Origin of the sequence: Crocosphaera sp. XPORK-15E (genome assembly GCF_034931425.1) — a bacterium.
Taxonomy (GTDB): domain Bacteria; phylum Cyanobacteriota; class Cyanobacteriia; order Cyanobacteriales; family Microcystaceae; genus UHCC-0190.
Window position 1 is genome coordinate 147,503 of the sequence record NZ_JAYGHQ010000016.1, and the last position, 26,367, is coordinate 173,869.

Below are 26,367 nucleotides of genomic sequence, written 5' to 3' on the forward strand. Positions count from 1 at the left end.
TATGAATTCTAAACAAATACTTCAAAATTGGACTCAACAAAACCATTTATCCTCCCTAGAATTAGAGGTTTTACTGCAAGAAGAACTCGCCAATATTAATCAATGTCAAGCATTTGAAATTACAGAATCTAATGGATTAGAAAAGATTAAATATCGGGCTAAACTCTTTAAAAAAACCCACAAAGAAGTAGAGAAAAAATCTCAAGAATTAGGACTAAAAAAAAAGGATATCCTTTCAATATTATGGAAATTTTGGCTACCTTTATCAATCCAATTAGCTGAGAAAAAAAATAAACTTGAAAGACCTTTAATTCAAGGAATTTTAGGAGGACAAGGTACAGGAAAAACAACCTTATCAAAAATCACTCACTTAATTTTAAAACATCTCGGTTACACAACAATTGATATTTCTATTGATGACTTATATAAAACTTATGCTGAACGCCAGAAATTAAAAGAAATTGACCCCCGTTTCATTTGGCGTGGCCCTCCAGGAACCCATGACGTAGAATTAGGAATTAATATCCTAGATAAATTGCGTGATCCTAATAATTCTCAACCTATTTCTATTCCTCGTTTTGATAAATCTTTATGGCTTGGAGAAGGTGATAGAATTGAATCTGAAATTATTGATCAAGCTGATATTGTATTATTTGAAGGCTGGTTTGTTGGTGTTCGTCCCATAGAAGAAACGAAATTTGATCAATCACCAGATCCCATTAAAACAGAAAAAGATCAACAATTTGCTAAGTATATTAATCAGAAATTAAAGGACTATTTACCTCTGTGGGAACGCTTAGATCGCCTGATGATTCTTTATCCTATTGACTATCATCTTAGTAAACAATGGCGCAAAGAAGCTGAACAAAAAATGATTGCTTTAGGAAAGACTGGCATGAGTGAACAAGAAATTGATGATTTTGTCGATTATTTTTGGAAATCACTTCACCCAGAATTATTTATTACTCCTTTACTCCAAAACTCTACATTAGTAGATTTAGTAATTGAAATTAATCCTGACCATAGTCTCGGAAATATTTATAATACTTACTATAAAAAATGAACAATTTACAACCCAAAATTTCCTTGGAAAATCTAATTAAAATTTATGGAGATAAACCTCATATTGCCCTCAAGTTATTTAGAGAAGGTAAAACTAAAGATAATATTTTAGAATTAACAAATCAGGTTGTCAGTATTGCAGATATCTCTCTAAATATTAATCAAGGAGAATTGTTTGTAATTATGGGATTATCTGGTTCAGGAAAATCAACTCTAGTTCGCTGTATTAACCGTTTAATTAAGCCTACCAGTGGACATATTTACATTGATGGTGAAGATATTGCCCATGTAAATGAGAAAAGAATGCGAGAGATCCGTTTAGAGAAAATATCAATGGTGTTTCAACAATTTGGGCTATTTCCTCATAAAACTGTCCTAGAAAATGTAGAATATGGGCTAAAAATACGGGGCATTGATCAAGTTAAACGTCGTCAAAAAGGATTAAAAACCTTAGCAATAGTAGGTTTAGAACAATGGGCAAATTATTTACCTTCTTCTTTAAGTGGTGGAATGAAACAAAGAGTTGGTTTAGCTAGAGCATTAGCTACCGATGCAGAAATTTTACTGATGGATGAACCTTTTAGCGCATTAGATCCTCTCATTCGACGAGAAATGCAAGAAGAATTATTGCGCCTCCAAAAAGAACTCCACAAAACGATTATTTTTATTAGTCATGATATTTATGAAGCTTTTAAACTGGGCGATCGCATTGCCGTAATGAAAGACGGAAAGATAGTTCAGGTTGACACTCCAAAAATGATTATGACTCAACCTGCTAATGATTATATTCGCGCTTTTCTCCAAGATATCTACGATGTTAGAGCTATGATAGAATAGGTTAATTATTAAACAATGATCGTCAAACAAGTGTTAAGATTTAGCTTAAAAATAGTCTCAATGATTTTGTTAACAGGTTTAATGGCTTGCAAACCAGCACCTGAACCTTCTAAAAGTACCAATGGCTCAACATCTCAAATGACTCTGCGTACTGCTTATAGTACCTGGATAGAAGAACATTTTCAAACAGAAATTGTCAACATTGGCTTAGAAAAACTTGGTTATAAAGTAGAAACTCCCAAAGAAATTGAGTATCCAGCAATTTATATTTCTCTAGCTAATGGAGATTTAGACTATAGCACAGTTTATTATAATCCTGGACACGAAAAATTCTTTGAAAATGCGGGTGGTGCAGCAAAATTAGAGGGAGTTAGCGTTCTGACACCCGATGGTATACAAGGATATCAAATAGATAAAAAAACAGCCGATAAATATAATATTACTAACCTTGAACAATTGAAAGATCCAAAAATTGCTAAACTGTTTGATTCTGATGGTGATGGCAAAGCCAATTTAGTCGGTTGTAATGCAGGTTGGGGTTGTGAATTAATTATAGAACACCACCTTGATGCTTATAAACTAAGGGATACAGTGGAACATGATCGAGGACAATATACTGCTTTACTAGCTGATAGCATTACTCGCTACAAACAAGGAGAATCTATATTATTCTATGCCTATAATCCCCATTGGATTGGTGCAGTCTTAAAACCAGATCAAGATGTAGTATGGTTAGAAGTTCCTTTCACATCTTTACCTAAAGAAATGGGTAATCTCACCGCAAAAGATACCTCTGTTAATGGTAAAAATATTGGTTTTCCGAAAACAGAACAAAGCATCGTCGCTAATAAGAAATTCTTGGCAGATAATCCCTTAGCCAAACGTTGGTTTGAATTAGTAAAAATTCCTATTGATGATATTAATAAAGAAAGCTTACGGATTCAAGAGGGCGAAAAAAAACCAGAAGATATTCGTCGTCATGCTGAAGAATGGGTTGCCAATAATCAAGATTTATTTAATAGTTGGATAGAAAAAGCTAAGAATTAATCCGAGAAAAACGACAAATCAAAAGTAAAAAATCAATGACTCATGACTGTTATAGATAATATTTTAAACCCATTTCAACTTTATACAATTCCGCTTGATGATTGGATTACCCAAATTATCAACTTTATTGTTGATAATTTTCGCCCCTTTTTTCAAGCCATTGGCCTTCCGATTAGTTGGGCATTAAAAAGTATACAATGGATTTTTACTTCCATTCCTCCTTTAATTTTTATAATAATTATTGGTTTTATATCATGGAAATTAGCAGGAAAAAAAATCACAATTTATAGCATCATATCCTTAACCTTAATTGGTTTTGTTGATATTTGGGAACAAGCAATGGTATCTTTAGCTTTAGTAATCACTGCGGTAGTATTTTGCCTAGTTGTTGGTATTCCCATCGGTATTCTTAGTGCGAAAAATGATCGGGTTGAAGGCTTAATTCGTCCTCTCTTAGATGTGATGCAAACCCTACCATCCTTTGTCTATCTTGTCCCTGTAGTTATGCTTTTTGGTATTGGGGAAGTCCCTGGAGTAATTGCCACTATCATTTTTGCCGTCCCTCCTCTAATTCGTCTCACCAATTTAGGAATTAGACAGGTTTCCCCAGAAGTAATTGAAGCAGCGATCGCTTTTGGTTCAACACCTTTACAAGTTTTATGGGAAGCACAAATTCCCCTAGCAATGCCTACTATTTTAACTGGGGTCAATCAAGCGATTCTGATGGCTTTATCTATGTCCGTCATTACCTCTATGATTGCTGTACCAGGACTCGGACAGATGGTTTTACAAGGAGTTGGTCGTTTAGATGTAGGATTAGCTGCTGTCGGGGGATTAGGCATTGTTTTGTTAGCCGTGATGCTTGATCGCCTTACCCAAGCGATCGCCAATCCTAATACCGTCTTGGGGTCGAGATCAGGCAAGGGGTAAACATTTTAATATTTTCTGGGTATAAAAAAGTTCCCCTCAAACTAACAACATTTGAGGGGAAAAATTATTACTAGACACCGACATTAATAAGCGTCTTGTAACTCGTAAAAATCGGGGGAAACATAATCTTTCCGCATGGGCCAACCAATCCAATCTTCCGGCATTAAAATACGTTTCAGATCAGGATGTCCATCATAAATGATGCCATACATATCATAGCTTTCCCGTTCCTGCCAATCTGCTGCTTTCCAAATCCAGTAAACTGAGGGAACATGGGGGTTATCTCTGGGTAAAAACACCTTAAGACGCACTTCTTCAGGGCGATCGCTATTATCCCCTACCTTAATCAAATGATAGAAGCTAATCAGTTCTTTCCCTGGCCCTAAATCATAAGCCCCCTGACATTGCAGATAGTTAAACCCATAAGCAAACAAGGCCGTAGATAAAGGGATCAGAAATTCTGGTGCAACCTTAATTAACTCTACCCCTAAATGATCCGGTTCCAAAAGATCGTGATCAAAGCCATTTTCCGTTAACCAACTAGAAACAGGGCCAGCTTGAATAATGGCTGCTTCTTCAGTTTCTGGGGTATTTTCTGGAGTATTTTCCTCAACCACCTGATACTTCCTCCTTCTGTTTCTGGGATGCTAAAGCGGGGGGAACTTCCATGCCGATCGCCTCAGTCAATTCCTTGGGAGGAGCTTGACGGGTTGCTGTGGCTAAATATTTCCCTGTCAAAATCGGCGAAACTGCCTTCATGTTATGGGGAGTGCTATAGTAACGGTGAGTTTGTTCCATCACCGTTGCCCGTTCTTGAATCGTCTCATTAGAGACTTTTTTCCGAAGTTTGATAATCGCATCAAAAATTGCTTCGGGACGGGGAGGACAACCAGGAATATACACATCCACCGGAATTAATTTATCTACCCCACGCACTGCGGTAGTGGAGTCGCTGCTAAACATTCCCCCAGTGATGGTACAAGCACCCATGGCGATCACATATTTGGGTTCAGGCATTTCTTCATAAAGACGCACCAAAGCAGGAGCCATCTTCATAGTAATCGTCCCCGCAGTGATGATTAAATCCGCTTGTCGGGGGCTAGAACGAGGTACTAGACCAAAACGATCAAAATCGAAGCGAGAACCGATGAGGGCTGCAAATTCGATGAAACAGCAAGCCGTTCCGTACAACAAAGGCCATAAACTGGATAAGCGGGCCCAGTTGTGGAGATCGTCAACGGTGGTTAAGATAATATTTTCTGACAAATCTTGGGTCACTTGGCTACGAGCAGCCGGGTTGAGGATTTTTTCTGTTTGTAGCTGCTCTAATGCTGATAAATCGGAGGTTGGGTTCGGACTCATGAGAGATTAATGATAATCAATGTACAACAATTCTCAAGGGATAATTGCTAGGTTTCATGACCATTCTAACGCGCCTTTTCGCCAGGCATAAACCAAGGCGACAACGAGAATGGCGATAAAAATTAGGGCCTCGACAAAGGCTAACAACCCTAAACGACTGAATGCAACGGCCCAAGGGTATAAAAAGACGGTTTCCACATCGAAGACCACAAATACCAGGGCAAACATATAATAACGGATGTTGAATTGAATCCAAGCACCCCCAATGGGTTCCATTCCACATTCATAGGTGGTGAGTCTTTCGGGGCCGCCTCCACTGGGGCGCAAGAGTTTAGATGCGGTTAGGGCCAGAATGGGAACTAAACTACAAGCGAGTAAGAAGCCGAGTAAATATTCGTAACCGTTTAGGACAAACACTGTTTTTTACTAACTCCTCTAAAGACATCGATGATCGTAATCTTACCGAAAATTTGGGTTTAAAGCCTCCTTCTTTTAAGGGGACTTTATATTTCTCGTATTTTAAGAGCTAATGGTTTAACTGAATGGTGGCTTAAACAACCAATAATCAAGAATTTTCCTGAAATTAGTTGCCTCAAAATTAAGGTACAATTATTGACACCTCAAAATCAAGTTACGTCGTATTTTAGTAGCACTAAAATACTCTCACCATATTTAATTAAATCGGAGCGGCGGGATTTGAACCCACGACCCCTACTACCCCAAAGTAGTGCGCTACCAAGCTGCGCTACGCCCCGATTATTCACAGATTTTTATTATACACACATTCTCTTAAAAAAAGCAAGTTAAAATATTTCCAACTGTTGAATTCCTTGGCCTAGCTGACTAACCACTGTTGCGGGCCAATTTCCCTCACAACGGCGACCTTGATTTAAAATCAGACGCAATGAATAGTTTGTCGGATATCCTTCGACTTCTAACCATAATAAGTCACTTTCCGCCTCACAAGCGATTCTCTCCTCCTCCATTAACCCTTGAGCCATCATCGTCATTGTCTCTGCTAATTGTGCAAAAAGACGACAAAAATCATTAAATTCTGTCTCAGTTAATTCTATAGCCCAATCTTCCCCCCCAACTAAAGCCGGATAGCTCGAAGCTTGGGGGTTCCAGCCAACACGCCATCCTTGTCCCTGTTTCAGTACGCGATCGCCCATTTTTGTTCAAGGTATCAATAATTGAGCATCCCCAGGTTTAGAGAGTCCAGGGGTTGAAGGGGTTGGGGTTGCAGGGTTTTCTAATGCTGGTTTTCCTTCGGTTTCCGTCGTCGTTTTTGGAGTTTCAGGGGTGTAAAGTTTCACCAACTCATCAACTAAGGCTTGTCGTTGACGGCGGTTTAGTTGACGTATGGCTTCAATATCGGCTTCTAAAGGACTGGTGGTGAGGGTAGAAACCCCTGGATAATTATTTTCTCGAATACTCTGATTAATGCCCAAATAATCCGCTAAGGTGATTTTCCAATCTAAACCCAATAGTGATGAGCGTCGTTTAAAATCCCGATGGTAACGGATAAAGCGACTGATTAAGGTATGATTAGGGTCAATTTCCCCAGTTTCAACACTCTTATATTGATTTTCTTTGGGAAGATCGGGTTGTTTTTGGTAGATAATTGCTGCTGCTTGTTCAGGGCGTAAGTCTTGAGCGTTAACGGGTTGTAACCCCCAATGAGCAAAACCTCGTCCTAAAATTTGTCCGATTCCCCAGGTTAAGCTAACACTGAGAAGGAAGATCACGAACAATTTTGGCAGGTTTATCGGTCGTGAAGGGTTTTTCCTAATCATGTTTTATTTTCTTAGTCGCTAATAATTTCTGGTTGAGTTAATTCATCTGACATTTCAATGATGGCACGGATAGCAGGTTTCATGCTTGGATCATCAATACTATCAAACTCTTCATAACGACGACGCTTGGCGCGGTTAGCAACTTGAACGGTGATGCGATAACGGTTAGAAGCTGCATCTAATAACTCTTGGGCGCGATAAATAATCTGTGATGAATCAAAGCCGTGTCTTTTTTGCATAAGTTGAAGTGAAATAAATTTAATCCCCTATTCTATCATAATGACAATTTATCTCGATCGTATCCAAGGAAACTGAGAATAATTGCTTATTTGAGCTAAAATCAAGTTTTGTATAGAAATATAAAGTTATTAAAAGTTTATTTGAGGAGTCGTTTTCATGTCAACGGTTGCAACACCCCATCAGATCAGCAATTCATCCTTTCAAGCTCAGTCATTGAGAGTGGTGGCCTTAGGGGATAGTTTAGTCTATGGCTATGGTGACACAGCAGGAGGGGGTTGGGTTGAACGGTTGCGTCGTCAATGGATGGGGGACGATAATGGTCATGTCTTATATAATTTAGGAGTTCGCGGCGATCGCACGGCCCAAGTATCAGAACGGCTAGAAGGTGAATTTCGCTATCGGGGAGAATTACGAAACCGAGTCCCTGATGTGATTATCCTGTCTGTTGGGGTGAATGACTCAGCTAGGTTAAGAAGGTCAGATGGTCGTTTATTTACAGATTTTGAGACATTTCAACAACAAATAGCAGATTTATTGGACAAGGCACAACAATTGTGTCCGGTTTTATTTGTGGGAATGCTTCCGGTAAATGAAGCAAAAATGCCCTTTATTGATTGTTTTTATTTTAATCATTTTGATCAATATCGGTTTAAGGAAGCGACAAAAAAAGCTTGTCAGTCTCGTCACATTCCCTATTTAGATATTTTTGATCTATGGTTAGGAAGGGGAGAAAATTATCTGCGATCGCGTTTAATGGATGATGGACTTCACCCCAATGTCGCTGGTTATGAGGCTTTATTTAATGATGTTTTAGCTTGGCAACCCATTCATCAGTTAAAGGTTGAACAGTTAGATCTTGCATTAAGGAAAGCTTAATTCCCACCCTTTTCTGTAGAGGTAATTCATGAATTACCCCTACTAACGATAATTAATGGAGAAAATGACGTATTCCTGTTAATACCATCACTAATCCTAACTCATTGGCGGCAGCAATTGAATCCTTATCTTTTAATGAGCCTCCAGGTTGTACAATGGCTTCGATACCTGCGGCTGCTGCGGTACGTACAGAATCATCAAAGGGGAAAAACCCATCACTAGATAAATATCCCCCTTTAACGGCTTCTCCTGCTTGCTCTAAGGCAATTTTAACCGAACCCACACGATTCATTTGCCCCGCACCAATACCCAATGTGGTACGATTTTTAGTGATAACAATAGCGTTTGATTTAACGTGCTTTGCTACTTTCCAGGCAAACAATAATTCTGCTAATTGTTCAGAGGTGGGTTTTTTTTCTGTAACAATTTGCCAGTTATCAGGGACATCTACTGCATCATCAGAGTCTTGCACTAATAACCCTCCCGCGATCGCTTTTACAGTTTGAGAAGGGCCATTTTTGAGATCAGGTAATAATAAGACTCTGACTTTAGATTTTTTGCTGATAATTTCCTTTGCTTCTTCGGTGCATTCTGGGGCTACCACACATTCTAAGAAAGTTTTCGTTAATTTTTCGGCAGTTTCCCCATCTAAAGGTTGATTTAACGCAACAATTCCCCCAAATGCTGAGGTAGAGTCGGCATTAAACGCTTTTTCATAAGCTTCTGCTAAACTATTTCCTACAGCAACACCACAGGGGTTAGTATGTTTAAGAACGGCTGCTGCGGGTTCTTTGGGGTCAAATTCGGCAATAATACGTCTTGCTGCTTCTAAATCAACTAAATTATTGTAACTAAGTTCTTTTCCCTGTAATTGAGTCGCTGCTGTCCAACCTGACGCTATTGTACCTGTTTGATACCAAGTGGCATTTTGATGAGGGTTTTCCCCATAACGCAGGGTTTGAAAGGCTTTTCCTGAAACCGTAAAACGAGTAGGTAAAGTAGTCTCTGTCTTTGTTGAAAGACTGGCAAAATAATTAGTAATTGCTCCATCATAAGCATTAGTTAAAGCGAAGGTTTCCCCTGCCATTTTTTGCCGAAAAATCAAAGAACATTCACCATTATTTTGGCGTAATTCTTGTAAGTAATCTTCATAATATTTAGGATTAGATAAAACAGTCACATGAGCAAAATTTTTCGCTGAGGCACGAAGTAAAGTAGGGCCACCAATATCAATATTTTCAATGGCTTCTGCTACCGTTACATCAGGCTTAGCGATAGTTTGCTCAAAGGGATAAAGATTAACAACTACTAAATCAATAGGACGAATATTATTCGCTGTCAAATCTTTTTGATCTTGGGCAATATCTCGTCTTGCTAAAATTCCCCCATGAATGTGAGGATGGAGGGTTTTGACTCGCCCTCCTAAAATTTCTGGTGATCCTGTATAGTCACTAACTTTAGTCACAGTTAATCCAGCTTCCTGTAGTGCTTTTGCTGTTCCACCACTACTGATTAATTGAAAGCCAAATTCTGATACTAATTGACGCGCTAAATCGATAATTCCTGTTTTGTCTGATACACTCAGTAGGGCTAACCGTGTCATTAATCAATAATCTCTCTAATCAACTATTACTGCTTGTTATTATCCTACGACTCAGTTAGGATCATGGTCTAATTTTAGGATTAAATTACAGATCGCAAAAAAATCAATGATCCGTTAGCGATGATCCAATTCTGCCTAAAATGGATGTTAGAACAAGAGGCGAAACCATGTCAAAGAATAACAATGGCGGTTTATTTGTAGCGGGAATGGTGATCGGCGGTTTGCTTGGCACCGTTACCGGAATGTTAATGGCCCCCCGTTCAGGAAGAGAAACCAGACGTATTATTAAAAAATCCGCTGATGCTTTACCCGAAATGGCTGAGGATCTATCAACCACTGTACAACTACAGGCCGATCGCCTGTCAGAGTCGGCCCAAAAAAACTGGGGTGAAACCTTAACGAGACTGAAAGAGGCGATCGCTGCTGGTATTGAAGCCACTGAAACCGAGATCTCCGAAACCCCTTTACCCCGTGACATTACGGCAGATGTTAGCCCCTCAGATCATAATCCTTAGAGCAAAACAATTGTGAGTGATCCCCTATTTTGGCTTGGATGTTCTCTTTTACTCGTCGCTGTCAGTCTGACTGCGTTGTTAGTGGCTGCTTTACCTGTTTTACAAGAATTAGCCAGGGCCGCCCGGAGTGCGGAAAAATTGTTTGATACTCTAGAGCGAGAATTTCCTCCCACCTTAGAATCAATTCGCCTCACAGGGCTAGAAATTAGTGAATTGACGGATGACATTGACAGTGGGGTAAAAAGTGCCTCAGACATCGTCAAACAGGTCGATCGCAGCTTAAATAGTACGAAGCAACAGGTAAACAAGGTACAACAAGGAACCCGTCGTCTTGCCAGTGGAGTTAAAGCGGCTTGGCGAACTTGGAACCGTTCCCCCTACCAGAAAATTAAAGAGGAGAAACCTTAATTCTTATGTAAAAAATTGTAAAGAAATATAATATTGATTAAGATTTATTTAATTGTTGACGACCTTCTGAAGCTCTATCCCTATGCAAAAACCTGGACTGAAACCTTTTCTCCTCACCCTTATTACTTGTGTTCTCAGCCTTGCTATTTTCTTTTTTTCGCCAAATACCGCTTTAGCAGTTAATAATCCAGAGTTATTACCCAATAAGGTAACACCTGTCGTTGATTTAGCTAATTTTCTTCCTTATCCTCAAGAAGCCTCTTTGATCAACGAGATTGAAACCTTTGAACAGGAAACAGGATGGAAACTTCGAGTCTTAACTCAATATGATCGTTCCCCTGGCCGTGCGGTGATTAAATTTTGGGGACTCGATGACAAAAGTATCCTTCTAGTGGCAGATTCTCGCGGCGGCAACATCCTTTCCTTTAGTATTGGAGATGATGTTTATGAATTATTACCCCGCACCTTCTGGATTGAATTACAAGCCCGTTTCGGCAATATATACTATGTCCGAGACAACGGGGAAAATAATGCCATCATGAGTTCATTAAATACCGTGAAAGGCTGTTTAGTTAAGGGAGGCTGTGGCGTTGTGCCTGGTTTACCTAGAGAACAATGGATTTTGACCTTAATTACCTCTATTGTCGGGGGTTTAGTCTTTGGGTTTGCCGGAATTCCTCGTAAGAAAGATCAAGTCTTTGCTTGGCAATGGGTTTTGATTATCTCTCCCCTTTGGGGTATACTTTTCATCGCTTTCGGCATTGGCCCAGTGGTGACAAGAACTTCTGACTGGTTGCCCTTGTCTCGCAATGTGATGGGCTTTGCCTTAGGGGCGTTAGTGGCTTATCTATCTCCCCTACTTAACCAAGCCACCACTTCCAATACTAATACTTAACTCTGTGCGCTAACTATGGAATGGCACCTAACTGATGCCCAAAGTCTGGCCATGATTGATGGTGAAATCGGTGAGACAGCTTTGTCTCCGGCAGAATATGAAATTATCCGTCGGGTTATTTATCAAACCGCCGATTTTGACTATCTTTCTTTGATTCGCTTTTCGGAGCGTGCATTGCAATCGGGGGCCGCTGCCTTAGCGGCCCGTAGTACCATTGTGGTAGATGTGCCAATGGTACAGGTTGGTATTGTGCAAAATCTTCAGGAAAGCTTTGCTAATGCGGTTTATTGTAGTACCCAAACCATTACCCGCCCCCAAAAAACGCAAACTAAAACAGCCTGGGGGATGAAAACCTTGGCCAAACGTTATCCTGAAGCTATTTTTGTTATTGGGGAGTCGCAAACGGCTTTGACAGCTTTGGTGGAATTGGTGGAAGATGAAAATATTAAACCTGCTCTGGTGATTGGCACTCCTGCGGGGTTTATTGGGGCAGATGTGGCTAAACAAAGGCTACATGATGCCGAAATTCCCTATATTACAGTGGATGGAAGGAAGGGCAGTGCTGTGGTAGCGGTGGCCATTGTTAATGGGTTATTAGATTTAGCTTGGCAAACTTATGGACAAATGGGAAATGGGGCGAGTTAATCATTAAATTGAGAGCAAAAAAATCATTGCACAATAAACCAATTAAGTCCTAAAAAATATCATGAAAAACTTTGATGTTATTGTGATTGGTGCGGGAGGTGTTGGCATTGCTGCGGCTTAACTCCTTCATTAGAATCGATTTTTGTGATAATTAATACAACAATTTTTTTTAAATTTTGCCATACTTTTTAAAAGCAAAATAAACATAAAATTCATCCATAATTGGAGGAATTAAGCATAAGGGCGCAAGCAGGAATTACGCCCGTCAGGATAAGTTTAACTCAGTCTAACATTAAGTCAGTGTCTTGAATTTTTCAGAGCAATTGTGGGGAATTTTTATATTCTAGCCCTTGTAAATCTTGTAAATTTCCCGTAGACTTTTCTAAGGGTTGGACTTCTTCAATAACGGAAGTTGGTACATCATTCCTTAAAACATCAGGGAGAGAAGCCACAACCATGCTGAGAATCATCATACTTATAAGGGCAGGTAACAGATAATTGATCAGTTGAAGAAGATTCATAGTCATAAACGTGAATACCTCAAGATAAGTACCAGGCGACTCGCCTAACTTCTACGATACTTAAAATTGGAAAAGATGCAATCATCTATCCCTGACAAATCAAAGAAACACGATAAATTAGGTTAGGTAAGGCTTTCTCTCCTCGCCATTCCTCAATGTTAACCTCAAAATAAACTAACGTGGAACTGAAACAGGTTATTATTGCCCATAAAGCCGGAGATGCCCAAAGTAAATCTTGGGCCCAGACCTGCGCTCGACAATTGGAAGCCCGTAACTGTAAAGTCTTAATGGGGCCTAGTGGCTTTAAGGATAACCCCTATCCGGTATTTCTCTCCTCAGCTACGGAAAAAATCGATTTGGCCATCGTTTTAGGGGGTGATGGGACGATTTTAGCCGGAGCGCGACAATTAGCCCCTGAAGGTGTCCCTATCTTAGCTGTGAATGTGGGGGGACATTTAGGATTTTTGACGGAACCTTTTGAATTATTTCAGGATACGGAACAGGTTTGGGATCGTTTACAAGGCGATCGCTATGCTATGTTACAACGGATGATGTTAGAAGCGCGGATATTTGAAGGCGATCGCCGCAACCCTCAAGCGAGTAGTGAGCGTTTCTATTGTCTTAACGAAATGTGTGTCAAACCGGCCAGTATTGACCGAATGCCTACTGCTATCTTAGAAATTGAGGTGGATGGGGAAATTGTCGATCAATATCAAGGAGATGGGTTATTAGTGGCCACTCCCACGGGGTCAACTTGTTATACGGCCTCGGCCAATGGCCCTATTATTCATCCTGGAATGGATGCGATCGCAGTAACTCCTATTTGTCCTCTTAGTTTATCAAGTCGTCCCATTGTTATTCCTCCTGGTTCTGTTGTCGATATTTGGCCCTTGGGGGATTATGAATTAAATACGAAATTGTGGACTGATAGTTGTTTAGCGACTTCTATTTGGCCGAAACAATGGGTATCAGTCAGAATGGCGAGTTGTATGGCGAGATTTATTGTTTTACGGGAGAATTATTCTTTTTATCAAACTTTACGAGAAAAGTTACAATGGGCCGGGGCGAGAATTCATTATGATAATAATCATCGTCTTTTTTAAAGAATTTGTAAGCTGATGCACTGCCCACCCTACAGGGTGAAAATTGTCTTGTTTGTAGGGTTAATTCATAAATCAACCCTACTTTGTGAAATATCTTAGTGTTAACCAGTTCCGTGAATATCGAGTTGTGAGAAACTGCGTAAAGATTCTAATTTCATGATTTTTTGTTTACTGATGGAAAATTCCTGCACATAATATTGATAACTGTTGGGATCTTCTTTCTCATTAATACTTTTTGATTTTTGATAGCAATAACGGCAATATTTTTCGAGGCTGACTTTTTCCATAGAAATTAAAGCAGCATCAATGACTAAAGAAAAACGACTACTATCATCTTGTTGTTTGGTTTCTGTTAGGTGTAAGATTTGATTTATTTTTTCAATGGGTTGAGATGATTGTAAGATTTTTTCCTGTAGTTGAGAAATTAGGGCATTAGATTCTAAGGTATTTTTTGAAGTAATTTCCTGTTCTATTTCTAGAATTTGTTGCCAGAAAAAACGATGAGGAGATAAACAAAAGAAAATATTTCTGGCTTCTAATTTATGCAAAATTTCTTGACGATATTCAGGATAATGGAGATAAATTATTAATAAAGTTCTTTCCGCTTCTTCTAATAAACTATCTTCAGAAAAATTGGCAGGTTTGAGGGATAAAGATGATTGTTTAGCTGATAATTTTCTTTGGGGTTTACTTAGTTGGGTTTCTAATTTTTTAAAATAAGGGGTTAATAATCTTACCTCTCCTTGACTGAGAATTTCTGCACAATATCCTGTATAATAAGCCCGTTTATTACTATCAGTTAAACGATTCAATAATATTACCATTTGTTGGGCAATTTGTTCAAAATTATCAGCTTTTTTTAGGCTTTTATTAATTAATAATTGTTGAATTTGCCAGTCAAACCAAAGAGGTGCATTTTCAATTAAGTTTTGATATTTTTCTAATCCATCTTTATGATTTTTGATGAATTCATCTGCATCTTTTCCATCGGGAAGATTGAGGATTTTTAGGTTAACTTGTCCTGAATAAATTAAAGATTCAATATCATTAATTGTCCGTTGTGTTGCCTTAATTCCTGCTTGATCTGCATCAAAATTAAAGATAACTTGTTTTGATTCTGTATATCTTAATAACTGTTTTAATTGTGCTTGAGTAAAGGCAGTTCCCAAAGAAGCAACTGTATTCGTAATTCCCACTTCATGAAGGGCGATCGCATCAAAATAACCTTCTACAACTACTGCTTTATCAAAAGATCTAATACTATTTTTCGCTTGATCTAAGGCAAATAATGTCTGACTTTTATCAAATAAAGGGGTTTCAGGAGAGTTAAGATATTTGGGTTCTTCATCGCTTAAAGTTCGACCACCAAACCCTATAATACGCCCTTGAATATCTTTAATAGGAATCATTAAACGATCTCTGAATCTATCATAATATCCACTACTTTTTTGACGAGATTTAATTAATCCTGCTGCTTCAACTATGGCAATAGGATAACGTTTTTGTTCCACTAAGTAACGATAAAGAGTTTCCCATCCTGCAGGAGAATATCCTAACTGAAACTGTTGAATAGTTTCTGATTTTAATTGCCGTTTTGTGGTAAGATAATTAAGAGATATTTCGCCTTGAGGTTGAGAAAGTGCGTGTTGATAAAAGTTAGCAGCAACTGCCAAAATTTCATAGAGTTGTTCCCGTAGAGAAAGTTCTTTTTGTAATTCTTGACGTTGTTCCGGTTCCAAAGTTTTAATAGGAACTTGATAGCGTCTTGCTAGTTCAAAAACAACTTGACTAAAAGATTGTTTTCCCACTTCCATGAGAAATTTAATCCCATTTCCCCCTTCTCCACACCCAAAACAATAATACAGTTGTTTAGTCGAACTCACGCTAAAACTAGGGGTTTTTTCATCATGAAAAGGACACAAACCCACATAGTCTTTACCCCGTTTTTTTAGGACAACATAATCAGAGATGACATCATAAATGTCCATCCGTTGTTTAACTTCTTCCAGGGTATCAGGATGTAAGCGCGGAACGTCCATATTGCTGTAATCTTATGATAGGATTAAAGCCAGTTTTGACGAGGGTTAAACTGTTCTTTTTGACGAATTTGCTCATAAAGGGCTAATTCTTCTTCACTGGGATCTGGGGGAATCACAATCTGAATTTCTACCAACTGATCCCCCCGTTTACCCGCTCCATCAGGATACCCTTTATTGGCTAACCGTAAACGTTGTCCCACGCGGACTCCTTTAGGAACGGTCATTTTAACTAATCCGTCAATGGTGGGAATTTCGATCGCCCCGCCTAAAATAGCTTCACTGGGGGTTAAGGGGACTTGACAGGCGATATCAGTGCCTTGTAACTCAAAAAAGCCATGGGGATTAATGGTAATTTTAAGATAGAGATCGCCCCCCTCAAGGCCCTGGCCTTTCAAACGAATTTTTTGACCGCTGATCATACCTGGGGGCATATCTACTTCTAGCGATCGCCCATCTTCAAGGCGTATCCGTTCCCTTCCCCCATGATAAGCTTTTTCTAAGGGAATATTTAACTTCGCTTCCACATCTCGCGCAGTACGCGAGGGGTTGACTACTTTGGCCCGTTTGGTATTACCAGGGTCGAAATCCTGAAATTTCCAAAAATCACTTTCTTGAGGATAATTGTTATTGTTGCGGTTGCCATTACGGGGAATTCTGTCCTGTACACGAGAGGGACGGCGTTTACCTTTGCTAAACCGCTTTAGATCATAATCGGCCCGTTTGGTTTCGTCGGAGAGAACATCATAGGCCTCATTCAGATTTTTAAATTTCTCCTCGGCTGTCTTATCTCCTGGATTTACGTCAGGATGGTATTGCCGAGCGAGTTTACGAAAGGATTTTTTAATCTCCTCATTGGTGGCATCTCTAGAAACCCCTAAAATCTCATAATAGTTACGGATTTGCTGCATATATCAGTTTTAATCAGAGTGGCAGTCTCAACAATTGCTTTTATTAGACAAGGACAAAGGTTATGTCCGATACTTAGAACCAATCATCATCATCTTCATCCCATTTATTTTCTGCTGGAATACGACGGGAGCGATCGCGGCTATAATAACTTCCAGACTCTTTTTGGGGATATCTTTCCGGTTCAGCAGGGGGACGACGGGAAGGAGAACGGGACGCTGAATCTTGTTCCCAATCATCATAGTCATCATCGTATTTTTTCTCGTAACGGGGGGAACGGGTGTCACGGCGTTCCTCATAACGGGGGGCATCGTAGTCTTGACGCTCATTATAACGGGGGGTACTGTAGTCCTGACGTTCATTATAACGGGGTGTACTGTAATCCTCTCGATAGGTTGTACGACGGGGGTTATAGGGTAAGTCGTCTTCGGGATCTCCTGTAAAGGTACGACGAATGGATTCAAAAATGCCTTCATCTTCCTCGTCGTCATATTGTAAACGCACTTCTCGATTTAGTTCATAAAGGACATCTTGTAGGTCGGCTTGGGCCCGATCTAAGCGACGTTCATCATCCTTCTCTAAACTATCAAGAATTTCTGTATTGAGAGATTCTATTTGACGACGGTAGGAACTGGTAAATTGAGTTCCAAAGTCCAGAGTTACTTCTTTTAAGCGTCGTAAGGACTGATCTGTTAATGCTTTGGCCCGATTACGTTTTTCTACCCTTTCCCGTCGTTGTCTGTCTTCTTCCGCAAATTCAGAGGCATCTCGGATCATGCGGTTAACTTCCCCTTCACTGAGAGTTGAGGCCCCTTGAATGGTAACGCTTTGCTCCCTTCCTGTTGTGCGATCGCGGGCCGTAACTTGTAAGATACCATTCGCATCAATATCAAAGGCTACTTGCACTTGAGGAATACCTCTGGGGGCCGGGGGAATACCTGTCAGTTTAAACCTTCCCAAAGATTTGTTATCTGATGCCATTTCCCTTTCTCCTTGTACCACATGAATTTCTACCATAGTTTGATTATTTTCCCCAGTAGAAAAAATATCAGAACGACGGACGGGAATAGTTGTATTACGGGGGATTAATTTTTTCGTGACACCGCCAATAGTTTCTAACCCCAAGGATAAAGGAGTCACATCTAAAAGGAGGATATCTGTAACTTGTCCCCCTAAAATTCCTGATTGAATGGCGGCCCCGACAGCGACAACTTCATCGGGGTTAACGTTTTCATTGGGTTCTCTATCAATGAAGCTACGGACTAACCCTTTAATCATGGGCATTCGGGTTCCCCCTCCCACTAACACCACTTCATCAATTTGTACTGGAGTTAATCTGGCATCGTTTAAGGCCCGTTTAATGGGACGACGTAAACGACTTACCAAGTCCCCACAGAGTTCTTCAAATTGAGGGCGTGTAAGGGTGGTTTCAATGTGTTTAGGGCCGTCTTCTGTGGCAGTAATGAAGGGGAGGTTAATATCGGTGACTGTTACCCCAGACAGTTCAATTTTTGCCTTTTCCGAGGCTTCTGTGAGGCGTTGTAAGGCTTGTCTATCTTTGCGAAGATCTACCCCTTCTTTTTCTAAGAATTGTTCCGCTAACCAGTCTACAACGCGCCTATCGAAGTCATTACCCCCTAATTGGGTATCGCCACTGGTAGATTTAACTTCAATCACACCATCGCCTACTTCTAAGACAGAGACATCAAATGTCCCCCCCCCTAAGTCAAATACGAGGATTTTTTGGGAGGTACGTTGATCTAACCCATAGGCCAATGATGCGGCGGTAGGTTCATTAATGATGCGTAAAACCTCTAATCCGGCAATTTTTCCGGCATCCTTGGTAGCTTGTCGTTGAGAGTCGTTAAAATAGGCGGGAACGGTAATCACTGCCCCTGTGATGGGTTCTCCTAAGTAGCGTTCTGCTTCTTCTGCTAACTTACGGAGAATCATGGCGGATACTTCTTCCGGGGCAAAGTCTTTTTTGAGACGGGGACACTTGATTTTTATGTTGCCATATTCATCCCGACGAATGGTGTAGGGAACTTGTTTTGATTCGGGGGTTAGTTCGGCATATTGGCGACCCATAAAGCGTTTTACGCCATAAAATGTGTTCTGAGGGTTAAGAACAGCTTGTCGTCTTGCCATTTGTCCAACTACTAATTCCCCATCTTTATTAAAACCAACCACAGAAGGGGTAGTACGCATTCCTTCTGAATTGGCGATAACGACTGGCTTTCCGCCTTCCATCACGGCGACGACAGAATTCGTTGTCCCCAGATCAATGCCGACTACTTTGCCCATGTGTGTTTTTTTCTCCAGCTACTCCATTCAGTCGTGGGTGGTGTTCGTTCGAGAGTTTAGCTCGATTCTGCCTCATTGACAATATTGTATCGAATTGTGTGGGGTTGTTAGGCTAAAACCCATTTTAAATGCTTTTTAGCAATTCAGAACTAGGGGCGAAAGGAACCTACGCCCCTAAATTCGTCAGAAGTTGACTAACCTGGGAGAGTTCGCTAATATGAGAAATATGCCCCCCAGGGGGATATACCGCTAGGGGTCAGGCAAAAGGTTTGCACTGAGCATCGTCGAAGTGCAAAAGTAAGCTGCAACAAGGTTTCAGCTTTTCACCAGGTAAAAAACCTCAAGCCCTATTGCTATCTTTCTTAAAGAAGAAATTTTGCGATAAGTTAAGTAAAGTAAAGAAAGCACTCATAAATTCATTAAGGTTAACAAAAAGTTGATTTCCTCTCCCTCATCCTTGTCCTCCAACTGTCTTACAGTCTCAGAGTCAGACTCTCTGGGGAACATTCCCCTGACTCATCAATCTACTTCTAGCTGGTTAGTCTTTTTGGCAGCAGGGTTTTTGGTATCCGTCCCTGTCTTTATTGAAGCCCCCCTAGTGCGTTTATTTCCCGAAATAAGCGTACTTATGACGGGAGGATGGTTATGGGTAAGCTTTTACTTAATGAGACAGCCTAAAACGCAACTCTGGGGAGATCTCCTCTTTGGTTTTAGTTGGAGTTGGCTGGCCGGTTCTGTATATTGGGGATGGTTACGATGGGAACCATTAATTCACCTTCCCGTTGAATCAATGGGAGTGCCGATCGCCCTTTGGTGTCTGTGGCGCGGTTGGGGCAAAATCGGTAATTTCTTTTACTTGGGATCACTGTTAGGCACAGCTATCACTGATATTTATTTTTATATCACGGGCTTAATTCCCCATTGGCGACAACTAATGCAAGTCGATCCTAGCTTAGCGACTCCCATTTTTCAAGCGGCTTTGGCCCAAGTACAAACTCCTTGGGGCCTGAGTTGGGCAGTAGTTTTAGCCAATGCACTGTTAGGAATGGGTTTATGGGCAATGCAGCAATCTGATCGACATTGGTGGGCATTTGCTGGGGCCGTATTGAGTACAATCTTAGTGGACAGTCTATTTTGGTTTGCTGCTTCTTTCGCTTAGGGCAACACAATACGATAGACTTTTTGTTCCTGATTGTTGTCACCCCTTAGACACCTGTGGAAAATCTAGGAAAAACACCCCATTTACTGTTGAATACCGCTAAGGGTAAACGCTATTTTCCTTTAGTGGGAAAAAACTATTGGACAATTGGACGGGGAAGGGATAACGATTTTACCATTGCTGATCATTGTATTTCCCGTAATCATGCTATTTTACAATCTACAGAAACTGGGGAATTTTTGTTAATTGATTTAGGTAGTCGTAACGGAACCTTTGTTAATAGTCGTCGCGTCAGTATTCCTGTCACCGTTCACAATGAAGATCAAGTAACCTTTGGCAAAACTGAGGTTAAATTTTTCTGTCCTATAAGCGATCACCAGACTGACGACGATATGATAACAGAACCCTTGGATCACGATACCATAGTTTTACATGAACGTCGTCTTACCTCTGTCATGGTGGTTGATATGCGAAACTTTACCACCTTAACCAGACAGTTAGATGAGGAAATTTTATCATCTTTAATTGGTAATTGGTTTCGTCAAGCAGGGGAAATTATTCGTTACTCAGGGAGTTGGGTAGATAAATATATTGGAGATGCGGTGATGGCTATCTGGTTTCATGGTCAAAACGAAGTCCCTAAAGCTGATATTATGCAGATTTTTCAGGCCGTTAGTGATATTAACACCATGACAAAAAAATTGAGTCAACAATATCCCGTTCCCTTTGAATTAAACATTGGTGCAGGAATTAATACAGGTTATTCTATGGTAGGAAATACAGGCAGCGGCGATCATCCTGATTATACTGCGATTGGGGATACAGTTAACGCCGCATTCCGTCTTGAATCAGCCACCAAAGAATTAGGATTAGATGTAGCTGTTGGAGAACAAACCTACAAATCTTTAACTGATTTAACCCAAGCACAAAACCTATTTTATCAATATACTGTGTCCCTGAAAGGGTATGATCAACCCACCATTACTTATGGCATTCATTTTGAAGATTTACAGCAATTTTTACAAGCTAACATCATTACAAGCTAAAAAGTTCGTAGTAATGGCTAAAAAATTAGAGTTTACAAACTAGGTGCAAGATCTCAGTATATTTTTATTTAATTTATTAACACTTACTTAGTTGTTAATTTGTTCTTATCTTCCTTCTCCGTAAATTTACGGTTTACTGTGAGAAAATCAGACCATAAATCAAGAAATTTATGTAAATATACTGAAGATAACTACACAAATTCATTATGTTAATATAAACTCTACTTAATAATTTATTCTATCTTTTAAAAAGTCCCATTTTTGGGCATTATATATATTGAGAAAATCCATATAATTACTGTTTTTATTTTCCAGAAAAATGGGAATAATAGAGAGGTGACTCATATCACTCAATAACCAAACTTAAGTCACAGTTATTTGTGACAAACCATTCCATAATAAGCCTATGATCTATCTGTCAATAGGTAGGTCAGCGTCATGGTAGGTAATACTAAACTTGACTATTTTAAGGACTTTATTTGGAAATGTAGGAATAAACTTATGAATATACGATACACTCAAACATTTATATATCTCTCTCGTCTTTCTCGTAAAGAGAACAAAGGATTTGCCTTGGTATTTGCTTGCTGTTTAGGCTTAGTTATTGCAGCCACAGCCAGTGTCATGCTACTCAATAGTAGCAGCAAAAAAGAAAAAGTTATGGCCCAACAAGCCACCGCCCAAGGAAGAAGTGCGGGTGAAGTTGCGATCGCCAGAATTCAATACCTGTTAGCTGAATATCCCTTTTTGGCTGAATACGATCATACTAAATGGTCGGATGTGGCTGATCTAAACACAGAGATTGGCAAAGAATTTAAAGAAACGATGGAAAGTTCTTGTGCCAATACATCCCTAACTGAGCAGGAAAAAACAGAGATTAAAACAGAGATTTCTGGCTATGCTGATCCAGACTGGACAGATATAGATGAGTCTAATAAACAACTAGGACAATTTAAACTTGTCGGATACACAGGATCTACAGCCCCAGGTTTAGGAACATTAGAAGTTCAGGCGAAAGCAAATCCTACTAATAATCAAGAGGGTGAAAACAAAGCAAACTTCAAAGAATCTCCTAGTCAATTAGTTGTAAAAATCCCAGTGAGTAAAAATGATAGTACAGTTGACGATGCAGATACCCCTGGCTTATGGGTTAAAGAAGGAACAGTCGATGATATCGTGGCTGCCCACGTTTGGCTAGGTAATGATGATTGTAGCTTCAGTGATGAACAACTCAAGACAGCTTTAGCCGGGGTTAAAGAAAAGGTACTCGGTGAAAAGGGTGGTGTTCAAGAAGCCATTAATGATGAAGAACTTCCAGACGAAAGCACCTTTAAAGAACCAATAGAGGCCCCCTATGATTTTCCTGAGTTACCAAGCATTCCTGATAACCTTCCTGAAGCACAAAAAGCCATCACCATTTCAGGGAATGGTAATGGCGGAAATGGTAATGGAAAGAAAGCAAGTAACCCCGATAACAGCCCTTTTTCAACCGTTGCTCATGCCATAGATCGCTTGGTAGACAGAGCATTCAACAATATTTTTGGGGGAGTTGCTTTAGCGGCTAAAAATGGTAATAGCCCAACACCAACGCCAACGCCAACGCCAACACCAACGCCAACGCCAACGCCAACACCAACGCCAACGCCAACACCAACGCCAACGCCAACGCCAACCAGCACTTGTATCAATAGCGGTACTGGTAACGTCTTTCCCAGAGCAGGAGATACAACCAGCAAAATTGAAACGACAAATGGTCAATCTGTCTGCGTCTATGAATACGAAATTACTTCTATTAGCGGTGCTGCAACCATTAATACTGTTAGCGATAACAACAAACGTCAGAGAGTTATCTTCCACCTTCTCGGCAATATTGATAAAGGTTCTGATCTCAACCATAGTTGTGATGGTTATAGTGCCGATCTTTGTAAACCCACCGACTTCCAAATTTTCGGTCATGCAACTGATGGTCAACTTTGTATAAACGGTAACAATAAACTTCATGCCTTCATTTTTGCGCCTGATTATGATGGGGGAGTCTTGGGAAGTGGCAATGGACAAGGCGGGATGAATGGAACTGCTTGGATCAAGACTTGGAATAAAACCCCTCAATGTGCCTCCAACTCCAAGAGTGGTGCTTTAGTGGTGCAAACCGGAAAATGGTCAGAACTGGGTGTAGGAGTCCCTGAAGGAATGCCGGAAGTCAGTATTGGTCAGCCCTCCAGCGTTCAAACCTGTCAGTTTGAACCTGATGATAGTAAGAGTTGCGAGCCTGAGCCTGAGCCTGAAATTTAATTAAAATCCCGTTCTACCCCTGACTTAATGCCTAAGCAGGGGTGATCCTATCCCCTTATCGGTTATTCATTCCCAGGTATAGCAATGAATCCTAAACTTAAACTAATTTTACTCAATCGCCCTAATAATCAAGGCTTTGCCCTTCCCTTTACCCTTTGTCTGGGTGTGGTGATGATGTTAGCAGGAACCATCATGCTAGTAAAATCCCAAGCCAACCGCAGTTATGTTAAAGCGCAACAAAGCACCTCAGAAGGCATTGGGGCCGCTGAAGTCGGTGTCACCCGTATTACTTCCCTGATGAACGATAACCGCTACATTGCCATGTATCCCGACTGTATTGGTAGAGATAGTAGTGGTAACTGTACCGATAGCGGAACCAAAGAAAGTTGGGCCAATATCTCAAATATCCCCAAATTAACTGTCTGTGAGAGTGGAGAAGTCGCAGACGTTGAGGATGTCTCCCTCAAACAAGAATGGCAGCCCATTGACCCCGATAACCCCCAGCAAGGAGATTATCGATTACTCAAATATGACTATCCCACCCCTGGTAAAGCCCCAAATATTGGGAAATTAACTGTTGAAGGAAGGGTTCGCACCAGTAACAAACTGACTGAAGCCACCAGCCAACTCGAAGTAAATATTCCCGTTTCCCCTGGCCCCGTTGAAAACACCAATGTGCCTGGGGTTTGGTTAGCCGATGATCCTGATGCTACAGGAGGCAACGGTATAGAAGGCGATGTCTTACTCGGTAGCTGTGATGCTCCCCTCGACACTGTAAACGTCAAGGGAACTGATCCCATTACCGGAGAACCTTACGAAGCCAAACATACTAACCTGGAATTTCCTGATCTTCCTGAGATTCCTGACACTGCCATTTATCTTGGGGTGATGGGAGAAAATAAAGACGGTTCTCTGACGGCCACATCTGGCAATATTACCTTACCCAGAGTCGGAGATACTTACACCACCAAAACCCTTAATGGACAAAGTGTACAGGTCTATGAATATAAGGTTGATCAAATAAACTTTGATTCTGGTTCCCACTCCTTAACCGTAACCCCAGGCAAACAAGTCACCTTGTACCTCCAAGGCAGCATGGTTGTTAAGAGTAACAGTAATATTACCCATAGCTGTAACGATGTTTCTGGGAATCCTATAAGTGGATGTAAACCGACAGATTTCAAAATTTTCGGCTATGGAGACAACACCAACACCATTTGTACTGCTGGAAATAAACGAATTGAAGCCTTTATTTTTGCCCCTGAATACACCGTCGGCACTGCCGGAACCGGAGGAGGAACAGGAGGTATAAAAGGGACAATTTGGGCTAATGAGTGGTCAAATGGCAAATCCTGCGGCTCCAATACCAGCAATACCGCCGTTGTGCAAACCGCCCGATGGGAAGATTTAGGGTTACAGCCCAAAAATACTCCCCCTCAGCTATCCAGTTCATCCACATGGCAACGTAATGAGAGGTAAGGTATGAATAAACTACTGTTTCATCTAATTATTCGTCAAGTCAAACCCCAAAAAAACCAAGGGTTTAGTCTCTTAGAAGTGTTAGTGGCCATTTTAGTATCTTCGGCCTTTTTAATGGGAACCCTACAGGCCATGACCATTAACACTGTCATGCAAGTTAAAGCCGAACGACAAGCCCAAGCCAATTTTTGGATTCAAGAAGATCTCGAAAAACTGCAAGCAGAAGCTAGTGCTATGACCCTTGACTCAATGGCATTGGGCGTAGGTTATTGTGTGTTGCTGCCTGTTCCGGCTAATGCGACTCAGCTTTTTGGGGGGCAATTAAACACTAAATTAAATGATGAGTTAAGTGGGGATGATGATCCTGATACTTATTCCGTCAACGTGGCAAGTTTCAAACGATACAAAACAGATGATAAAGGAAATCATGAATTTGATGCCACCAATGGTTATCCTTCATTTGTGGCGGTAAAAGATTCTAAAAGAACCACCACCAACAAAGCTGCCACCATGCAAGTTGTTCGCAGTGGTAATGCAGCAGACCCTGATGACCCCAATAATTTAGTCAGTAAACCCTATCGTCTGGTTCGTATCACTACCGTTGACAGTGCGACTAAATACAACGTTTTACAAGTTTATTATCGAGTTGGAGAACCCCATGTACCAGGAAAAACCAAGGACGAGGACGGAGATCTATTGGCTGATGATGCCCGTGGCAAAACCTCCATTATCGCTGAAAATTATGCAGAGGTTATACCTGCTGCGGTTGCGGAATGCAAAAAGTAATGCTAATCAAGGCATGACCTTGATCGAAATTATGGTCGTTGTTGTTATTACAGGAATTTTAGCCGCGATCGGCGCACCTAGTCTCATGAGTATGCTACAAGGGGACAAAGTTCAACAAGGGTTAGATCAAGTTTATAGTTCATTACAAGATTCTCAAAAACAGGCGATTCGTCTGTCAAAACAATGCACCATAACCCTCAATACAGATGCTGATCCCCCAACGATTTCTAGTTCAGATACTGGTTGTTTAGTGTCTACAAATCGGAAATTACCTGACGGTGTTGTTATGAAAATAGGCTCCAAGCTTGATAGTGGTATCACCTTTTCTTTTAAAGGTACCACAACCGCACCAGGAACCATTGTCGTTGAACCAAAGAAAGCTAAAGCAACAGACGAAAAACAATGTCTAGTGATTAGTCCGGGATTAGGAATTATGCGAAAAGGTGTCTATAAGGGGGATACTTCCTCATCAGTCACAGCAGATAATTGTCAAACATCCATATAAAATCATCAAAG

27 protein-coding genes and 1 tRNA gene are annotated in these 26,367 nt (G+C 40.5%); 16 read left to right on the plus strand and 12 right to left on the minus strand.

Annotated elements, in window-relative coordinates:
* Position 1 precedes the first annotated feature (1 nt).
* The 4 genes from VB691_RS18185 to VB691_RS18200 are packed head-to-tail and all read left to right on the plus strand — an operon-like array spanning position 2 to position 3,876.
* Positions 2–1,063 carry a glycerate kinase gene (locus VB691_RS18185; RefSeq protein ID WP_323292933.1) on the plus strand — a complete coding sequence of 354 codons (1,062 nt, stop codon included), beginning with the start codon at positions 2–4 and terminating at the stop codon, positions 1,061–1,063.
* The gene (locus VB691_RS18190; protein ID WP_323292934.1) at positions 1,060–1,899 is read left to right on the plus strand and encodes a glycine betaine/L-proline ABC transporter ATP-binding protein; all 840 of its coding nucleotides are present in this window, start codon (positions 1,060–1,062) and stop codon (positions 1,897–1,899) included. The genes VB691_RS18185 and VB691_RS18190 overlap by 4 nt, the downstream gene beginning before the upstream one ends.
* Positions 1,900–1,914: 15 nt before the next feature.
* The gene (proX, locus tag VB691_RS18195; protein WP_323292935.1) at positions 1,915–2,946 is read left to right on the plus strand and encodes a glycine betaine/L-proline ABC transporter substrate-binding protein ProX; all 1,032 of its coding nucleotides are present in this window, start codon (positions 1,915–1,917) and stop codon (positions 2,944–2,946) included.
* A gap of 42 nt (positions 2,947–2,988) precedes the next feature.
* Entirely contained in the window at positions 2,989–3,876 is an 888-nt protein-coding gene (locus VB691_RS18200) for an ABC transporter permease (RefSeq protein ID WP_323292936.1), read from the plus strand.
* An 83-nt stretch (positions 3,877–3,959) separates the two neighbouring features.
* On the opposite strand, the gene VB691_RS18205 is transcribed toward VB691_RS18200, so the two are convergent.
* From VB691_RS18205 to VB691_RS18235, 7 genes are all read right to left on the minus strand, one after another.
* A complete protein-coding gene (locus VB691_RS18205) occupies positions 3,960–4,493 on the minus strand; it encodes an NAD(P)H-quinone oxidoreductase subunit J (protein ID WP_323292937.1) in 534 nt (177 codons plus the stop codon).
* Positions 4,486–5,238: a photosynthetic/respiratory NAD(P)H-quinone oxidoreductase subunit K gene (ndhK, locus tag VB691_RS18210; protein ID WP_323292938.1), complete on the minus strand. Its 753-nt coding sequence runs from the start codon at positions 5,236–5,238 to the stop codon at positions 4,486–4,488. Before ndhK ends, VB691_RS18205 begins: the two co-directional genes overlap by 8 nt.
* A 54-nt stretch (positions 5,239–5,292) precedes the next feature.
* The gene (ndhC, locus tag VB691_RS18215; RefSeq protein ID WP_323292939.1) at positions 5,293–5,655 is read right to left on the minus strand and encodes a photosynthetic/respiratory NAD(P)H-quinone oxidoreductase subunit C; all 363 of its coding nucleotides are present in this window, start codon (positions 5,653–5,655) and stop codon (positions 5,293–5,295) included.
* A gap of 264 nt (positions 5,656–5,919) precedes the next feature.
* Positions 5,920–5,993: transfer RNA gene (locus tag VB691_RS18220), tRNA-Pro, on the minus strand.
* Positions 5,994–6,041: 48 nt separating this feature from the next.
* Positions 6,042–6,410, minus strand: a complete 369-nt coding sequence (locus VB691_RS18225) for a DUF1818 family protein (RefSeq protein ID WP_323292940.1) — start codon at positions 6,408–6,410, stop codon at positions 6,042–6,044.
* A gap of 6 nt (positions 6,411–6,416) precedes the next feature.
* Positions 6,417–7,034, minus strand: coding sequence for a hypothetical protein (locus VB691_RS18230; protein ID WP_416245273.1), 618 nt, complete (start codon positions 7,032–7,034; stop codon positions 6,417–6,419).
* Positions 7,035–7,045: 11 nt separating this feature from the next.
* Positions 7,046–7,273: a DNA-directed RNA polymerase subunit omega gene (locus tag VB691_RS18235; protein ID WP_323292942.1), complete on the minus strand. Its 228-nt coding sequence runs from the start codon at positions 7,271–7,273 to the stop codon at positions 7,046–7,048.
* A gap of 157 nt (positions 7,274–7,430) precedes the next feature.
* Here VB691_RS18235 and VB691_RS18240 point away from each other — a divergent pair, with 157 nt between their 5' ends.
* Positions 7,431–8,150, plus strand: coding sequence for a GDSL-type esterase/lipase family protein (locus tag VB691_RS18240; protein ID WP_323292943.1), 720 nt, complete (start codon positions 7,431–7,433; stop codon positions 8,148–8,150).
* 52 nt (positions 8,151–8,202) lie between these two features.
* Here VB691_RS18240 and purH read toward each other — a convergent pair whose 3' ends face one another.
* Positions 8,203–9,753, minus strand: a complete 1,551-nt coding sequence (gene purH, locus VB691_RS18245; protein ID WP_323292944.1) for a bifunctional phosphoribosylaminoimidazolecarboxamide formyltransferase/IMP cyclohydrolase — start codon at positions 9,751–9,753, stop codon at positions 8,203–8,205.
* 167 nt (positions 9,754–9,920) lie between these two features.
* Here purH and VB691_RS18250 point away from each other — a divergent pair, with 167 nt between their 5' ends.
* The 4 genes from VB691_RS18250 (at position 9,921) to VB691_RS18265 (ending at position 12,216) form a co-directional block, all read left to right on the plus strand.
* On the plus strand, positions 9,921–10,268 hold the full coding sequence (locus tag VB691_RS18250; RefSeq protein ID WP_323292945.1) for a YtxH domain-containing protein: 348 nt from the start codon (positions 9,921–9,923) through the stop codon (positions 10,266–10,268).
* Between the two features lie 12 nt (positions 10,269–10,280).
* Entirely contained in the window at positions 10,281–10,676 is a 396-nt protein-coding gene (locus VB691_RS18255; protein ID WP_323292946.1) for a DUF948 domain-containing protein, read from the plus strand.
* 82 nt (positions 10,677–10,758) lie between these two features.
* Complete coding sequence (locus VB691_RS18260) at positions 10,759–11,571, plus strand: TPM domain-containing protein (RefSeq protein ID WP_323292947.1); 813 nt, start codon at positions 10,759–10,761, stop codon at positions 11,569–11,571.
* A 15-nt stretch (positions 11,572–11,586) separates the two neighbouring features.
* Entirely contained in the window at positions 11,587–12,216 is a 630-nt protein-coding gene (locus VB691_RS18265; RefSeq protein ID WP_323292948.1) for a precorrin-8X methylmutase, read from the plus strand.
* Between the two features lie 314 nt (positions 12,217–12,530).
* Here VB691_RS18265 and VB691_RS18270 read toward each other — a convergent pair whose 3' ends face one another.
* Positions 12,531–12,743 carry a hypothetical protein gene (locus tag VB691_RS18270; protein WP_323292949.1) on the minus strand — a complete coding sequence of 71 codons (213 nt, stop codon included), beginning with the start codon at positions 12,741–12,743 and terminating at the stop codon, positions 12,531–12,533.
* Between the two features lie 173 nt (positions 12,744–12,916).
* Here VB691_RS18270 and VB691_RS18275 point away from each other — a divergent pair, with 173 nt between their 5' ends.
* Entirely contained in the window at positions 12,917–13,840 is a 924-nt protein-coding gene (locus VB691_RS18275) for an NAD(+) kinase (RefSeq protein ID WP_323292950.1), read from the plus strand.
* A gap of 101 nt (positions 13,841–13,941) precedes the next feature.
* Here the strand turns inward: VB691_RS18275 and dnaG are convergent, their stop codons facing one another.
* From dnaG to dnaK, 3 genes are all read right to left on the minus strand, one after another.
* On the minus strand, positions 13,942–15,879 hold the full coding sequence (gene dnaG / locus VB691_RS18280; RefSeq protein ID WP_323292951.1) for a DNA primase: 1,938 nt from the start codon (positions 15,877–15,879) through the stop codon (positions 13,942–13,944).
* A gap of 23 nt (positions 15,880–15,902) precedes the next feature.
* Entirely contained in the window at positions 15,903–16,787 is an 885-nt protein-coding gene (locus VB691_RS18285; RefSeq protein ID WP_323292952.1) for a J domain-containing protein, read from the minus strand.
* Positions 16,788–16,860: 73 nt separating this feature from the next.
* Positions 16,861–19,089: a molecular chaperone DnaK gene (dnaK, locus tag VB691_RS18290; protein ID WP_323292953.1), complete on the minus strand. Its 2,229-nt coding sequence runs from the start codon at positions 19,087–19,089 to the stop codon at positions 16,861–16,863.
* A 457-nt stretch (positions 19,090–19,546) separates the two neighbouring features.
* On the opposite strand from dnaK, the gene VB691_RS18295 reads away from it, so the two are divergent.
* The 6 genes from VB691_RS18295 to VB691_RS18320 all read left to right on the plus strand — a co-directional run bounded on the left by VB691_RS18295 (position 19,547) and on the right by VB691_RS18320 (position 26,356).
* The gene (locus VB691_RS18295) at positions 19,547–20,248 is read left to right on the plus strand and encodes a DUF3120 domain-containing protein (protein ID WP_416245291.1); all 702 of its coding nucleotides are present in this window, start codon (positions 19,547–19,549) and stop codon (positions 20,246–20,248) included.
* Positions 20,249–20,304: 56 nt separating this feature from the next.
* Positions 20,305–21,294: an adenylate/guanylate cyclase domain-containing protein gene (locus VB691_RS18300; RefSeq protein WP_323292954.1), complete on the plus strand. Its 990-nt coding sequence runs from the start codon at positions 20,305–20,307 to the stop codon at positions 21,292–21,294.
* 501 nt (positions 21,295–21,795) lie between these two features.
* A complete protein-coding gene (locus VB691_RS18305; RefSeq protein ID WP_323292955.1) occupies positions 21,796–23,586 on the plus strand; it encodes a hypothetical protein in 1,791 nt (596 codons plus the stop codon).
* 84 nt (positions 23,587–23,670) lie between these two features.
* On the plus strand, positions 23,671–25,065 hold the full coding sequence (locus VB691_RS18310) for a hypothetical protein (RefSeq protein ID WP_323292956.1): 1,395 nt from the start codon (positions 23,671–23,673) through the stop codon (positions 25,063–25,065).
* Positions 25,066–25,068: 3 nt separating this feature from the next.
* A complete protein-coding gene (locus VB691_RS18315) occupies positions 25,069–25,851 on the plus strand; it encodes a prepilin-type N-terminal cleavage/methylation domain-containing protein (protein WP_323292957.1) in 783 nt (260 codons plus the stop codon).
* Positions 25,808–26,356 carry a type II secretion system protein gene (locus VB691_RS18320; RefSeq protein WP_323292958.1) on the plus strand — a complete coding sequence of 183 codons (549 nt, stop codon included), beginning with the start codon at positions 25,808–25,810 and terminating at the stop codon, positions 26,354–26,356. The genes VB691_RS18315 and VB691_RS18320 overlap by 44 nt, the downstream gene beginning before the upstream one ends.
* Positions 26,357–26,367: the final 11 nt, after the last annotated feature.